Consider the following 13283-nt stretch of genomic DNA (forward strand, 5'->3'; position numbering starts at 1 on the left):
CGGTGACACCGCCCGGCCCACACTCGGGTGCGCCTGCCCCCTCACCCAGGAGAGCCCACCATGAGCAGCACCGCGCACCACCCCCCGGCCGGCACCCGTACGGGCGGCTGCGATCCGGGCGCGATCGACGAACTCGCCTGCGTCGCCGCGGGCATCCAGCGCCGTGCCGAGGTCACCCAGCAGCATCTGCCCCAACTACGCGAATTCCAGGCGAAGTTCAACAGCGCCCGGACCGAGTACACGAAGGCCCGGCTGGCCGCGGGGACCGATCTGGACGAGGCGGCGGCGACGCTCGCCAAGGTCCGCGAGCAGATCCGCTGCCGGGTCACCCACGAGCAGCGCCACTGTCTGCACCAGGCCGTCGACAAGGTCTTCGACGAGATCCGCCGGTGCGCGGGCGGCTGGGGCTGCTGCGTGGACGACTGCGGGTGCGACTTCGACGACACGGTGGGCGGGGAGGACACGGTCGCCACGCTCTCGGCGCGCATCGCCCGGTACACGGCGGACACCCTGAAGGCCGCGGCCTGCTTCACCGACCTGGACGGGGAGCTGACGGCGCTGCCCGAGCGCGCGGCGAAGATCAAGACGGACGCGGCCCAGCTGCTGGCGGACGTCTGCGACGCGGTCCTGGGCAAGGACGTCGTACGCCTCTACGCGCGGCTGCTGGTGCTGCTCCGCCGGATCGCGGAGGCCTGGCGGGGGTTCACGGGCGTCTCGGAGTTCGTCGACTGCCTGTGCAAGGCCCTGCTGTGCGTGCTCAAGGGCTGGCAGGCGATCGCCGTACTGGAGGGCGCCCGCGCCGAACTGCTGTGCAAGGAGGAGACGCGGAAGGCGGCGTGCGAGCGCAAGCAGAAGGAGACGGTCGAGGAGGTGATGGCGGAGTACACCCGCCTGTGCCCGCCGTGCACCGCGCACCCCGACGGGGCCGAGGAGGAGGATCCGGACGAGGACCGCGCCGCCGACGCGGCCTGACCCTCCCGTACCTCCTCCCGGCCCGCGGCCCGGCCTACTCCCAGTCGTCCCAGGGCGGGTCCGTGTCCTCGAAGTCGAAGGGCGGTTCCTCCTCGGCGTGCGGGGCCGGGGGCTCCGGCGCCGCGGCCCGGGGCGGGGTCGACGGGGCCTCGGTCGACGGGGCCGGGATCGACGGGGCCGCGGTCGACGGGGCCGCGGTGGCGCCCGTCTCGGCCAGCGCCGCCAGGATCCCCTCGGCGTACTTGGCCAGCTTGGCCTCGCCGACGCCGCTGATCGTGCCGAGCTCCTCCACCGTGCCGGGCAGCCGGGTCGCGACCTCCCGCAGCGTCGCGTCGTGGAAGACCACGTACGCCGGCACGCCCTGCTCCTTCGCCGTCGCGGCCCGCCAGGCGCGCAGCGCCTCGAACACCGGCACGGCCGCCGCCGGCAGGTCGACCGGGACCCGCCCGGCCTTCCCGGAGCCCGAGCCGGAGCCGGAGGACTTGCGGGCCGCGGGGGCCGGCGCGGCCTCCTTGCGCATCGGCACGCTGCGGCGCCCGCCCAGCACCTCGCCGCTGGCGTCGGTGAGCACCAGCGTCCCGTAGTCCCCCTCGACCGCCAGCAGCCCCGAGGCCAGCAGCTGCCGCACGACCCCGCGCCATTCCGCGGTGCTCAGGTCCGTGCCGATCCCGAAGACGGACAGCGCGTCGTGGTCGAACTGGATGACCTTGGCCGTCTTCTTGCCCTGGAGGATGTCGATGATCTGGCCGGCCCCGAACTTCTGCCGCCGCTCCTTCGCCAGCCGCCACACGGTGGACATCAGCTTCTGCGCGGCGACCGTGCCGTCCCAGGACTCGGCCGGGGTCAGGCAGGTGTCGCAGTTGCCGCACGGCCCGGCGGCCGCCTGCCCGAAGTACGCCAGCAGCCGCACCCGGCGGCACTCGACCGTCTCGCACAGCGCGAGCATCGCGTCGAGGTGCGCGGCCAAGGAGCGGCGGTGCGCCTCGTCTCCCTCGGAGCCCTCGATCATCTTGCGCTGCTGCACCACGTCCTGGAGCCCGTACGCGAGCCAGGCCGTGGCCGGCTCCCCGTCACGCCCGGCGCGGCCGGTCTCCTGGTAGTAGCCCTCGACCGACTTCGGCAGGTCCAGGTGCGCCACGAACCGCACGTCCGGCTTGTCGATGCCCATGCCGAACGCGATCGTGGCCACCACCACGACCCCGTCCTCCCGCAGGAAGCGCGCCTGGTTCGCCGCGCGCGTGCGGGAGTCCATGCCCGCGTGGTACGCGACCGCGTCGATGCCGTGCTCCACCAGGAAGGCGGCCGTCTTCTCCACGGAGGCCCGCGACAGGCAGTAGACGACTCCGGCGTCCCCGTCGTGCTCGGTGCGGATCAGCTCCAGCAGCTGGCGGGTCGGGGTGTTCTTCGGCGCGATCCGGTACTGGATGTTGGGCCGGTCGAAGCTGGCCACGAAGTGCCGGGCCTCGCCCTCCGCCAGGCCCAGCCGGGCCGCGATCTCGGCGTGCGTGGCCTCGGTGGCCGTCGCCGTCAGCGCGATCCGCGGCACCTTGGGCCAGCGCTCGTGCAGCATCGACAGCGCCAGGTAGTCGGGCCGGAAGTCGTGGCCCCACTGGGCGACGCAGTGCGCCTCGTCGATCGCGAAGAGCGACACCGTGCCCCGGTCGAGCAGCCGCTGGGTGCCCTCGGTGCGCAGCCGCTCCGGCGCCAGGTACAGCAGGTCCAGCTCACCGGCGAGGAAGGCCTGCTCGACGGCCTGCCGCTCGTACGGGTCCTGGGTCGAGTTCAGGAACCCGGCCCGCACCCCGAGCGCGGTCAGGGCGTCCACCTGGTCCTGCATGAGGGCGATCAGCGGCGAGATCACCACGCCCGTACCGGCTCTGACCAGCGCCGGGATCTGATAGCAGAGCGATTTGCCGCCGCCCGTGGGCATCAGGACCAGCGCGTCGCCGCCGCCGGCCACGTGCTCGATGATCTGCTGCTGCTCGCCGCGGAAGGAGTCGTATCCGAAGACGCGGTGCAGCACCTCAAGGGCATCGGGGGTCTCGGTGGGGGCGTCGACAAGGCTCATCCCAGAAGCCTAGCGACCCCCACCGACACATCCGGACGCATCCGCCGCATCCCCCGGCCCGGGGCTACGCCAGCGCCGCCTCGAAGGCCGCGTACGCCTTCTCGTCGAAGAGGACGAAGCGGACCTCCTCCACGGGCGCCGCGGCAGCCGCCCGGGCCGTTTCCACGGCGATGCGGGCGCCGTCGTCCATCGGCCAGCCGAAGATTCCGGTGGAGATCGCCGGGAAGGCGACCGTACGGGCCCCCAGCTCGGCCGCGACCCGCAGGGACTCGCGGTAGCAGGAGGCCAGCAGCGCCGAGCGGTCCTCGTCCCGGGACCAGACCGGGCCCACGGTGTGGATCACCCAGTCGGCCGGGAGCCGGCCCGCCGTCGTGGCCACGGCCCGGCCCGTCGGCAGACCCTTCCCGTACCGGGAGGCGCGCAGTGCCCGGCAGGCGTCCAGGATCTCGGGGCCGCCGCGCCGGTGGATGGCGCCGTCCACTCCCCCGCCGCCCAGCAGCGAGGAGTTCGCCGCGTTGACGACCGCATCCGCGTGCTCGGCCGTGATGTCGCCCTGGACGAGGGTGATGCGCACCATCAGTGGGCCCTTCGCAGGTGGCGCCAGACCGCCTTGGCCGCGTTGTGCCCGGACATGCCGTGCACTCCGGGGCCGGGCGGGGTGGCGGAGGAGCAGAGGAACACGGCCGGGTGGGCCGTCGTGTACGGGAACAGGGACAGCTTGGGGCGCAGCAGCAGCTGGAGCCCGGAGGCCGCGCCGCAGGCGATGTCGCCGCCGACGTAGTTGGGGTTGCGGGCCGCCAGTTCCGGCGGGCCGGCGGTGGCGCGGGCCAGCACCAGGTCGCGGAAGCCGGGGGCGAAGCGCTCGATCTGCCGCTCGACGGCGTCGGTGAGGTCGCCGCCCCAGCCGGCGGGGACGTGCCCGTACGCCCAGAACACGTGCTTGCCCTCGGGCGCCCGGCCGGGGTCGACCAGGCTGGGCTGGGCGGTGATCAGGAAGGGGTTGCGGGGGGCCCGCCCGCCGGTGGCCAGCTGGAGGGCGGCGTCGATGTCGCGGGCGCGGGGGCCGATCTGGACGGTGCCGGCCCGGCGCGGCGCCTCGGCGGTCCAGGGCACGGGGCCGGAGAGGGCGTAGTCGATCTTGAACGCGGCGGCGCCGTACTTGTAGCCGTCGTAGGCGCGCCCCAGCCGGGCGATCCGGGCCAGCGCGGTCGGTGAGGTGTCGAAGACGTACGCGCGGGCCGGCGGCAGGTCGTCGAGGCGCTTGACCTCGAAGCCGGTGTGGACCGCGCCGCCGAGGTCGCGCAGGTACCCGGCGAGGGCGTCCGAGATCGACTGGGAGCCGCCGCGCGCCATGGGCCAGCCTCCGGCGTGCGCGGCGAGGGCGAAGACCAGGCCGACGGCGCTCGTCGCGATCCCGCCCAGCGGGGCGATGACGTGCCCGACGAGCCCGGCGAACAGCGCCCGCGCCCGCTCCTCGTGGAAACGGCTCAGCAGCCAGGTGGAGGGTGGCAGTCCCGCGAGCCCGAAGCGGGCCAGGGTCAGCGGGTCCCGGGGCAGGGCGGTCGAGGGCAGGGACATGAAGTCCCGTACCAGGGTGTCCCATTTACCGAGGAAGGGCTGCACCAGCCGCCGGTACGTGCCCGCGTCGCGCGCTCCGAGGGAGGCCGCCGTCTCGGAGACGGAGCGGGAGAGCACGGCGGCCGTGCCGTCGTCGAAGGGGTGCGCCATGGGCAGCGGGGCGTGCAGCCATTCCAGCCCGTACCGCTTCAGCGGCATGGTGGAGAACACCGGCGAGCCGATGCCGAGCGGGTGCACGGCCGAGCAGGGGTCGTGCCGGAAGCCCGGGAGGGTGAGCTCCTCGGTGCGGGCCCCGCCGCCGACCGTCTCCGCGGCTTCGAACACGGCCACCGAGAAGCCGCGCCGGGCCAGCTCGACGGCGGCCGTCAGCCCGTTGGGCCCCGCCCCCACCACGACGGCATCGAGAATCGACGGCACCTTGAGACTCCTTCGTCCGGCGGCGGCTGCGCTCCCAGGATATTCGCCCCGTCCACACGGGCTCCCGTCCGCGCCCGGCCGGGCGCGGACGGAACGGCTCAGGCGCCGCGCAGCAGCTCGCGGATCCGGACGGCGGTGGCCTCGTCGCGGCCCACGGCGAACGGCAGCTCGTTGTCCCGGTCCACCCGGAACGGGACCCCGGCGACGGTGCTCTGCGCGCCGCCCGCCTCGGCGACCAGCAGCAGTCCGGCCGCGTGGTCCCACGCCGAGGGCCAGGTGAAGGCGAGGCCGTCCATCTCCCCGCGGGCCACCTTCAGGTACTCCAGGCCCGCGGAGCCGCAGGGCCGGGCCGCGACCCCGGGCACGTCGAGCCGGGACAGGGTCGCCTTGTCCGCTTCGGAGGTGTACAGCGGGTGGGCCATGGCGACCCGCAGGTCGGCGCCCGGCTCCGGCGAACCGCTGTGGATCCGCTCGCCGTTGACGTACGCGCCCTGCCCGCGCACGGCGGTCGCCAGCTCCTCCAGCGCCGGGGCGAAGGTCCAGGAGGCGAGGATCTCGCCGCGGTGCGCCAGGGCCACCAGGGTGCAGAACGCCGGATCGCCGGCGACGAACTGCCGGGTGCCGTCCACCGGGTCGACGATCCAGACCGGCGCGTCGGCGCGCAGCGCCCCGTACACGGTCGGGTCGGCGTGGACCGCCTCCTCGCCGACGACGGCGGAGCCGGGCAGCAGGTGCGTCAGGGAGGCCGTGAGGTGCTCTTCGGCCTTGCGGTCGGCGACGGTCACCAGATCGTGCGGGCCGCTCTTCTGGTCGACCTCGTGGTCGGCGAGCTGCCGGAATCTCGGCATGATCTCGACCGCCGCCGCCTTGCGGATCGCTTCTTCCACTGCGGACAGGTCTTGGGCCAGGAACTCTTCGATCATGCCCCCATCACACCATGCCGGGCTGACAAACCCCACCGGTCGTCATGTCGGTCCGTCGTACTCCGGATGGCCCTCCGGTGAACCGGGGCGCGCCCCGTGCATGAGCGCCGTGTAGAGCAGCAGCGACGCGGTCAGGCCGACCGCCCAGCCGTAGTCCGCCAGCGGCTTCAGGAGGGGGATCAGGCCGTCCTCGGGGAAGGGGCCCTTGCCGGGGGCCGAGTGCGAGCCGCCGATGGCCAGCACCCCGCCGACCACGAAGGCCGCCAGCGCCCGTACGTTCCAGCCGCCCGTGTACCAGTACGGCCCGCCCGCCCGGTAGAGGTCGGCCAGCGACAGCCGGGTGCGCCGCACGATCCAGTAGTCCGCGATGAGGATGCCGGCGACCGTGCCGAGCAGTCCGCCGACCAGGCCGAGCCAGGTGAAGATGTACAGCTCGGGGGTGGAGGTCAGCTTCCACGGCATGATCAGGACGCCGACGACCCCCGTGATCAGGGCGCCCCTGCGGAAGTCGATCAGGCGGGGGGCCAGGTTGGACAGGTCGTACGCCGGGGAGACGACGTTGGCCGCGATGTTCACCGAGATCGTCGCGATCAGTACGGTGACCAGGGCGTAGAGCAGTCCGAAGACGCTGTCGGCCTTGGCGACGAGCTCCACCGGGTCCCAGATCGGGGTTCCGTACACCGCCTCCGAGCCGGAGGTGACGAACACCGACAGCAGCGCGAAGAGGGTCATCGTCGTCGGCAGCCCGAGGGTCTGTCCGAGGATCTGGGAGCGCTGTCCGGCGCCGAAGCGCGTGAAGTCGGGGATGTTGAGCGAGAGGGTGGCCCAGAACGCGATCATCCCCATGAGGGCGGGGAAGAAGACCGTCCAGAACTCCGCGCCCCAGCCGAGCCGGGAGGGCTGGTCGAGCAGTTCGCCGAAGCCGCCCGCCTTCGTCCCGATCCACACCAGCAGGGCCAGCGCGCCGACGATGACGAAGGGCGCGGCCCAGTTCTCGAACCGCCGCAGGGTCTCCATCCCCCGGTAGATGATGGCGAGTTCGAGGACCCAGAAGAGGGCGAAGCACAGCCACAGCGGCCACGGCTCGCCGCCGATCTCCGCGGCTCCCGCCCAGCCGCCGAAGATCTCGCCGAGCAGCACGAAGATCCCGGACCCGCCGATCCAGGTCTGGATCCCGAACCAGGCGCAGGCCACGGCCGCCCGGATCAGCGCGGCCAGATTGGCCCCGCGCACCCCGAACGAGGCCCTGGCCAGCACCGGGAACGGGATCCCGTACTTGGGTCCGGCGTGCCCGGTGAGCAGCATCGGCCCCAGCACGATGACGTTGGCCAGGGCGATGGTGAAGACGGCCTGTTTCCAGTCCATCCCCAGGGCCACCAGCCCGGAGGCGAGCAGCCAGGAGGGGATGTTGTGCGCCATGCCGACCCACAGGGCCGTGAAGTTGTACGTGGTCCAGCGCCGGTCCGCGACCGGTACGGGGAGCAGGTCGGGGTTGGTGAAGCGGCCGTCGGAGGGGACCGAGCCGGGGGCGAGCTCGACGCGGTCCCCGGTGCCGCCGATCGGGTGGTCCGTCATGTGCGCACGCCCCTTCGGGTCGATGGGGGTCTCGGTCAGGATCCGAGCGCCGGGATGACGTGCTGTCCGTAGGCGTCGATGGTGGCCTCCTGCGCGTCGTGCATGTCGTACACGGCGAACTGGTCGACGCCCAGGTCGCGCAGGGTCCGCAGCTTCTCGATGTGGGCCTCGGGCGGGCCGAGCAGGCAGAAGCGGTCGACGATCTCGTCGGGCACGAAGTCGGCGGACGGGTTCCCGGCGCGGCCGTGGTGGCTGTAGTCGTAGCCCTCGCGGGCCTTGATGTACTCGGTGAGGGCGTCCGGCACCATGCCGGAGTGCTCCCCGTAGCGGCCGACGAGGTCGGCGACGTGGTTGCCGACCATCCCGCCGAACCAGCGGCACTGGTCGCGGGCGTGTGCCAGGTCCTCGCCCACGTACGCCGGCGCCGCGACGCAGATGGTGAGCGCGTCCGGGTCGCGCCCGGCCCGTTCGGCGGCCTCCCGGACGGAGCCGACCATCCACTCGGTGAGGTAGGGGTCGGCGAGCTGGAGGATGAACCCGTCCGCCTTCTCGCCGGCCAGGGCCAGCGCCTTGGGCCCGTACGCGGCCATCCAGACGGGGAGCTTCCCGCCCCGGACCCACGGGAGCCGCAGCGGATTGCCGTCGACCTCGGCCTCCCGGCCCTCGGCGAGGTCCCGGATGACGTCGATGGCTTCCCCCAGCCGGGCCAGGGTGTTCGGTTTGCGCCCGGCGACCCGCATCGCCGAGTCCCCCCGGCCGATCCCGCACACCGTGCGGTTGCCGTACATGTCGTTGAGGGTGGCGAAGGTGGAGGCGGTGACCTCCCAGGTGCGGGTGCCCGGGTTGGTGACCATCGGCCCGATGTGCAGCTTCTGCGTGTTCGCGAGGATCTGGCTGTAGATGACGAAGGGTTCCTGCCACAGGACCGCCGAATCGAAGGTCCAGCCGTAGCGGAAGCCGTTGCGCTCGGCGCGCTTCATGAGGCTGACGACCCGGGAGGCGGGCGGGTCGGTCTGGAGGACGAGGCCGAAGTCCATCACGGCTCCTTAGAGGTACTGGCAGGTGGAGCGGGGGATGAACACCCCGTGGCCGGCCCGGCCCGTGTACTCGCGCCGGTCGATGACGAGTTCGCCGCGGGAGAGCACGGTGTCGACGCGTCCGGTGATCCGCTTGCCCTCGTACGCCGAGTAGTCCACGTTCATGTGGTGTGTCTCGGCGGAGATGACCTGCTCGGCGTGCGGATCGTAGAGGACGATGTCGGCGTCGGAGCCCGGCGCGATGGTGCCCTTCTGCGGGTAGAGGCCGAACATCCGGGCCGGGCTCGCGCAGGCGATCTCGATCCAGCGGCGGCGGCTGATGTGCCCGTCCACGACGGCCTGGTGGAGGAGGTCCATCCGGTTCTCCACCCCCGGCAGCCCGTTCGGGATCTTGGAGAAGTCTCCGCGGCCGAGCTCCTTCTGGCCGCGGAAGCAGAACGGGCAGTGGTCCGTGGAGACCACCTGGAGGTCGTTGGTCCGCAGCCCGCGCCAGAGGGCGGCCTGGTGCTCCTTGGGCCGCAGCGGGGTGGAGCAGACGTACTTGGCGCCCTGGAAATCGGGCTCTTCGAGGTTGTCGGTGGACAGGAACAGGTACTGCGGACAGGTCTCGCCGAAGACGGGCAGGCCCTTGTCCCGGGCGGCGGCGAGCTCGGCCACCGCCTCCTCCGCCGAGACGTGGACGACATAGAGCGGCGAGCCGGCGACGCGCGCGAGCTGGATGGCCCGGTGGGTGGCCTCCGCTTCGAGGAGGACCTTGCGTACCTCGCCGTGGTGGCGGGGGTCGGTCTCGCCCCGGGCCAGGGCCTGTTCGACGAGGACGTCGATCGCGATGCCGTTCTCGGCGTGCATCATGATCAGCCCGCCGTTCCCGGAGGCCCGCTGCATGGCGCGCAGGATCTGCCCGTCGTCGCTGTAGAAGACCCCGGGGTAGGCCATGAACAGCTTGAAGGAGGTGACGCCCTCCCCGATCAGGTGGTCCATCTCCTTCAGGGTCCCCTCGTTGACGTCCGAGAGGATCATGTGGAAGGCGTAGTCGATGGAGCACTTGCCGTCGGCCTTGTCGTACCACGTGTCGAGCCCCTGGCGCAGGGCCTGGCCCATGCTCTGCACGGCGAAGTCGACGATGGTGGTGGTGCCGCCCCAGGCGGCGGCCCGGGTTCCGGTCTCGAAGGTGTCCGAGGCGGCGGTCCCGCCGAAGGGCAGCTCCATGTGGGTGTGGGCGTCGACGCCGCCGGGGATGACGTACTTCCCGCTCGCGTCGATCGTGCGGTCGGCCGTCCAGGCGTCGGCGGCCGCCGAGCCGTGGGCCGCGAGGGCGGCGACGCGGCCGTCCTCGACCAGGACGTCGGCGTGGAGCTCGTCGGCGGCCGTGATGACGAGGCCGCCGCGGATGAGGGTGCGGATGGACATGTGCGGCGCCTTCCGGTCACACGATGCTGTGCAGGGCCCGTTCGAGGATCTCGGCGCCCTCTTCCGCCTCGGCGACGGTGAGGGAGAGCGGCGGCGCGATGCGCAGCACGCTGGTGTCGTGCCCGCCGCCCTTGCCGAGCAGCAGGCCGCCTTCGCGGGCGGCTTCCAGTACGGCGGCGGCCGCGGCCGGGTCGGCCTCGTCGGTGCCGGGCTTGGTCAGCTCCAGGCCGGCCATCAGGCCCCGGCCGCGGACCTCCCGTACGGCGGGCACGGTGGCGGAGATGGCGCGCAGCCGCTCCAGGAGCAGGCCGCCGACGCGGCGGGCGTTGCCCTGGAGGTCGTGCTCCAGCAGGTACGCGAGGTTGGCGACGCCGGCCGCCATCGTCACCGGGGAACCGCCGAAGGTGGAGATGGAATTGGTGTCGATGCAGTTCATGACCTCGGCGCGGGCCACGACCCCGCCGATGGACATGCCGTTGCCGATGCCCTTGGCGAAGGTGAGGATGTCCGGCGGGCCATTGCGCCCATGGGCCTGCCAGCCCCAGAAGTTGTCGCCGGTACGGCCCCAGCCGGTCTGCACCTCGTCGCTGATCCACAGGATGCCGTGCCGGTCGAGGACCTCGCGGAAGGCCCCGTACAGCCCGTCGGGCGGGGCGGTGAACCCGCCGACGCCCTGGATCGGCTCGGCGATGAGGGCGGCGACTCCGCCGCGGGCCTGGCCGAGCACGTCCTCCAGGTCGGCGACGGCGGCCGCGGTGAAGGCGGCGTCGTCCAGGTGCGCGAAGGGGCCGCGGGTGCGGACGGCGCCGTGGACGTAGTACGTCTGGAGCGGCGAGAGGCTGGTCGGGGACCAGCCGCGGTTGCCGGTGATGGAGACGGTCGAGAAGGACCGGCCGTGGTAGCTGTTGCGCATCGCCAGGATCTGGTTGGAGCGGCGGTACGCGGTCGCCAGCAGCAGGGCGGTGTCGTTGGCCTCGGTGCCGGAGGTGGTGAAGAAGACCCGCGCCTCGGGGATGCCGGACAGGGCGGCGATCCGCTCGGCCAGCTCGATCATCGGGCGGTTGAGGTACAGGGTGGAGGAGTGGATGAGCCGTCCGGCCTGTTCGGAGACGGCCTTGGTGACCTCGGGCAGGGCGTGGGCGGTCATCGTGGTGAGGATGCCGCCGAAGAAGTCGAGGTAGCGGTTGCCGTCGGCGTCCCAGACGTGGCGGCCCTCGCCGTGCGTGAGCTCGATGGGACGGTCGTAGTAGAGCGCGAGCCAGTCGGGCAGTACGGCCTGGTGGCGGCTGTGCAGGGGGATCGGGTTGGTCACGGCTGAACGAGCCCTCCGTAGGCGTCGGGGCGGCGGTCGCGGTAGAAGGCCCACTGGTCGCGGACCTGCTTGATCAGGTCGAAGTCGAGGTCGCGGACGAGGAGTTCCTCCTCCTTGCCGCTGGCGGCCTCGCCGACGAGCTGGCCGCGGGGGTCGACGAAGTAGCTGGTGCCGTAGAAGTCGTTGTCGCCGTACTCCTCTTGGCCGACGCGGTTGATCGCTGCGATGAAGTACTCGTTGGCGACGGCCGCGGCGGGCTGCTCCAGCTGCCACAGGTAGGACGACAGGCTGCGGGAGGTGGCGGACGGGTTGAAGACGAGCTGGGCTCCGGCCAGGCCCAGCGCGCGCCAGCCCTCGGGGAAGTGGCGGTCGTAGCAGATGTAGACGCCGACCCGGCCGACGGCGGTGTCGAAGACGGGCCAGCCGAGGTTGCCCGGGCGGAAGTAGTACTTCTCCCAGAAGCCCTTGACCTGGGGGATGTGGTGCTTGCGGTACTTGCCGAGGTAGCTGCCGTCGGCGTCGATGACGGCGGCGGTGTTGTAGTAGAAGCCCTCGGACTCGGCCTCGAAGACCGGTACGACGATGACCATGCCGGTCTCGCGGGCGAGCGCCTGCATGCGCTGGACGGTGGGGCCGTCGGGGACGGGTTCGGCCCAGCGGTAGTGCTCGGGTTCCTGGACCTGGCAGAAGTAGGGGGCGTTGAACACCTCCTGGAAGCCGATGATCTGCGCGCCGTCGGCGGCTGCCCGCCGGGCGTGCTCCTCGTGCTTGGCGATCATCGACTCGGTGTCTCCGGTCCAGGTGGCCTGGACGAGTGCGGCGCGGACGACTTGGGCCATGAGCTGCTCCTCGCGACGGGAACGCCGAGTTCTACGCACGTAGACGGTGTGCGTAGGGAGTAGAACGTAGGCCGCGTCACACCGCGGGGCAAGACCGCCGTGCGCGGTTGGGTGAGTCGATCAAGTAATGACAACGGATGGTCGAATCCGCTCAATGGACGGGCGGTTTCGCAACCCGCAGGGCGTGTACGAGGTCACGGTGGTGGGCGCCGGAGAGGGCTTCGGCGGCCCTGAGCAGCCGGGGGGTGAACCACTGCGGATCACGGCGGGCGAGGCGGACCGCCTCCTCGGCGGTGCGGACCTTGACGAAGGCGCCGAGCAGGGCGTCGGCCTCGCGGGTCCGGCCGGTCCCGGCCAGGGCCAGGGCGGCGTCGGCGATCTCGGCGGCGGGGCGGGCCGCGCCCTGGCGCAGCAGGGCCTCGCAGTCGGCGTGCCGGCCGGCTTCGCCGAGGGCGGCGGCCGCCGCCGCGAGCCGCTCGGGCGGGAGCGAGGCCGCCTCCCAGAGCAGCGTGGCCCAGTCCGCCCCGAGCCCGGCCCGGACCAGCTCGTCGGCGAACCCGGGCAGCCGCGCGGCGGGCCAAGCGGCGGCCTCGCACAGCAGCGCGTGGGCCTCCCCGCCCCGCCCCTGGGCCCGCAGCCCCAGCAACTGCCCGATCACCGCGGCGATCCCGCCGGGACCCGCCCCGTTCGCCATGGGCACGGCGGCCGGCCCGTCCCACCCCGGAGCGGCGGACCGGCCCTCCGGCTCCTGCGCCGGGGCCAACCGCTCCGGCTCGGGCGGGGTGAAGCGGGGGCGGCCGATCGTCGTTCCGGAGCGGGGCCGTCGGGGAGCGGGGGGCTCGGCCGCGGCGCCGGACTCGGGATCGGGCCCGGGGACGGGCTCGGCGTCGGGCGTGGCGTCGGGCCGGGCGTCGGGCCGGGCGTGGGCGAAGCGGGCGCCGCGGGGTGCGGCGGCGGCCTGGTCCGGATGGCCGGGCGGTGGGGTGAAGGGCGCGGGGGCCGGGGCCGCGGCGCCCGCGTACCGGGCCCCGCCGGCCCGCCGCGCACCGCGCAGCCACCGGCCCTCGGCCCGTCCGACGGGCGGCTCGGCCTGCTCCTGCGCCGCCTCCCGCTGCCGCGGCACCCCCGGCACCGGCCCGCCCTCCCCCACCC

Annotated in this window: 10 protein-coding genes and 1 pseudogene; 1 reads left to right on the plus strand and 10 read right to left on the minus strand. The window is 73.1% G+C overall.

The annotated features are described in order from the left end of the window. Positions 1 to 60 precede the first annotated feature (60 nt). Complete coding sequence (locus ADK52_RS11745) at positions 61 to 972, plus strand: hypothetical protein (RefSeq protein ID WP_053689697.1); 912 nt, start codon at positions 61 to 63, stop codon at positions 970 to 972. Positions 973 to 1006: 34 nt separating this feature from the next. On the opposite strand, the gene recQ is transcribed toward ADK52_RS11745, so the two are convergent. From recQ to ADK52_RS42935, 10 genes and pseudogenes are all read right to left on the minus strand, one after another. Then, positions 1007 to 3040, minus strand: a complete 2034-nt coding sequence (gene recQ, locus ADK52_RS11750; protein ID WP_053689698.1) for a DNA helicase RecQ — start codon at positions 3038 to 3040, stop codon at positions 1007 to 1009. Positions 3041 to 3104: 64 nt separating this feature from the next. Beyond that, entirely contained in the window at positions 3105 to 3617 is a 513-nt protein-coding gene (locus tag ADK52_RS11755; protein ID WP_053689699.1) for an O-acetyl-ADP-ribose deacetylase, read from the minus strand. Next, positions 3617 to 5035 (minus strand): phytoene desaturase family protein, encoded by a 1419-nt coding sequence (locus tag ADK52_RS11760; protein ID WP_053689700.1) that lies wholly within the window; start codon positions 5033 to 5035, stop codon positions 3617 to 3619. Before ADK52_RS11760 ends, ADK52_RS11755 begins: the two co-directional genes overlap by 1 nt. A 98-nt stretch (positions 5036 to 5133) precedes the next feature. Further along, positions 5134 to 5958 (minus strand): inositol monophosphatase family protein, encoded by an 825-nt coding sequence (locus tag ADK52_RS11765; RefSeq protein ID WP_053689701.1) that lies wholly within the window; start codon positions 5956 to 5958, stop codon positions 5134 to 5136. 42 nt (positions 5959 to 6000) lie between these two features. Continuing rightward, the gene (locus tag ADK52_RS11770) at positions 6001 to 7533 is read right to left on the minus strand and encodes an NCS1 family nucleobase:cation symporter-1 (RefSeq protein ID WP_053689702.1); all 1533 of its coding nucleotides are present in this window, start codon (positions 7531 to 7533) and stop codon (positions 6001 to 6003) included. A gap of 35 nt (positions 7534 to 7568) precedes the next feature. Beyond that, a complete protein-coding gene (locus ADK52_RS11775) occupies positions 7569 to 8570 on the minus strand; it encodes a TIGR03842 family LLM class F420-dependent oxidoreductase (RefSeq protein WP_053689703.1) in 1002 nt (333 codons plus the stop codon). Between the two features lie 9 nt (positions 8571 to 8579). Beyond that, complete coding sequence (hydA, locus tag ADK52_RS11780; RefSeq protein WP_053689704.1) at positions 8580 to 9980, minus strand: dihydropyrimidinase; 1401 nt, start codon at positions 9978 to 9980, stop codon at positions 8580 to 8582. 16 nt (positions 9981 to 9996) lie between these two features. Beyond that, positions 9997 to 11292, minus strand: a complete 1296-nt coding sequence (locus tag ADK52_RS11785) for an aspartate aminotransferase family protein (RefSeq protein ID WP_234343651.1) — start codon at positions 11290 to 11292, stop codon at positions 9997 to 9999. Continuing rightward, positions 11289 to 12131, minus strand: coding sequence for a nitrilase-related carbon-nitrogen hydrolase (locus ADK52_RS11790; protein ID WP_053689705.1), 843 nt, complete (start codon positions 12129 to 12131; stop codon positions 11289 to 11291). The genes ADK52_RS11785 and ADK52_RS11790 overlap by 4 nt, the downstream gene beginning before the upstream one ends. A gap of 151 nt (positions 12132 to 12282) precedes the next feature. Then, positions 12283 to 13283, minus strand: a pseudogene (locus tag ADK52_RS42935) (hypothetical protein); the annotation flags it as partial.

Origin of the sequence: Streptomyces sp. WM6372, from assembly GCF_001279655.1 — a bacterium.
GTDB lineage: Bacteria > Actinomycetota > Actinomycetes > Streptomycetales > Streptomycetaceae > Streptomyces.

Excerpts from the sequence above, each read along its gene's own strand:
- ADK52_RS11745 (WP_053689697.1), top strand. The coding sequence starts at position 61 with ATGAGCAGCACCGCGCACCACCCCCCGGCCGGCACCCGTACGGGCGGC.
- recQ (WP_053689698.1), bottom strand. The coding sequence starts at position 3,040 with ATGAGCCTTGTCGACGCCCCCACCGAGACCCCCGATGCCCTTGAGGTG.
- ADK52_RS11755 (WP_053689699.1), bottom strand. The coding sequence starts at position 3,617 with ATGGTGCGCATCACCCTCGTCCAGGGCGACATCACGGCCGAGCACGCG.
- ADK52_RS11765 (WP_053689701.1), bottom strand. The coding sequence starts at position 5,958 with ATGATCGAAGAGTTCCTGGCCCAAGACCTGTCCGCAGTGGAAGAAGCG.
- ADK52_RS11770 (WP_053689702.1), bottom strand. The coding sequence starts at position 7,533 with ATGACGGACCACCCGATCGGCGGCACCGGGGACCGCGTCGAGCTCGCC.
- ADK52_RS11775 (WP_053689703.1), bottom strand. The coding sequence starts at position 8,570 with ATGGACTTCGGCCTCGTCCTCCAGACCGACCCGCCCGCCTCCCGGGTC.
- hydA (WP_053689704.1), bottom strand. The coding sequence starts at position 9,980 with ATGTCCATCCGCACCCTCATCCGCGGCGGCCTCGTCATCACGGCCGCC.
- ADK52_RS11790 (WP_053689705.1), bottom strand. The coding sequence starts at position 12,131 with ATGGCCCAAGTCGTCCGCGCCGCACTCGTCCAGGCCACCTGGACCGGA.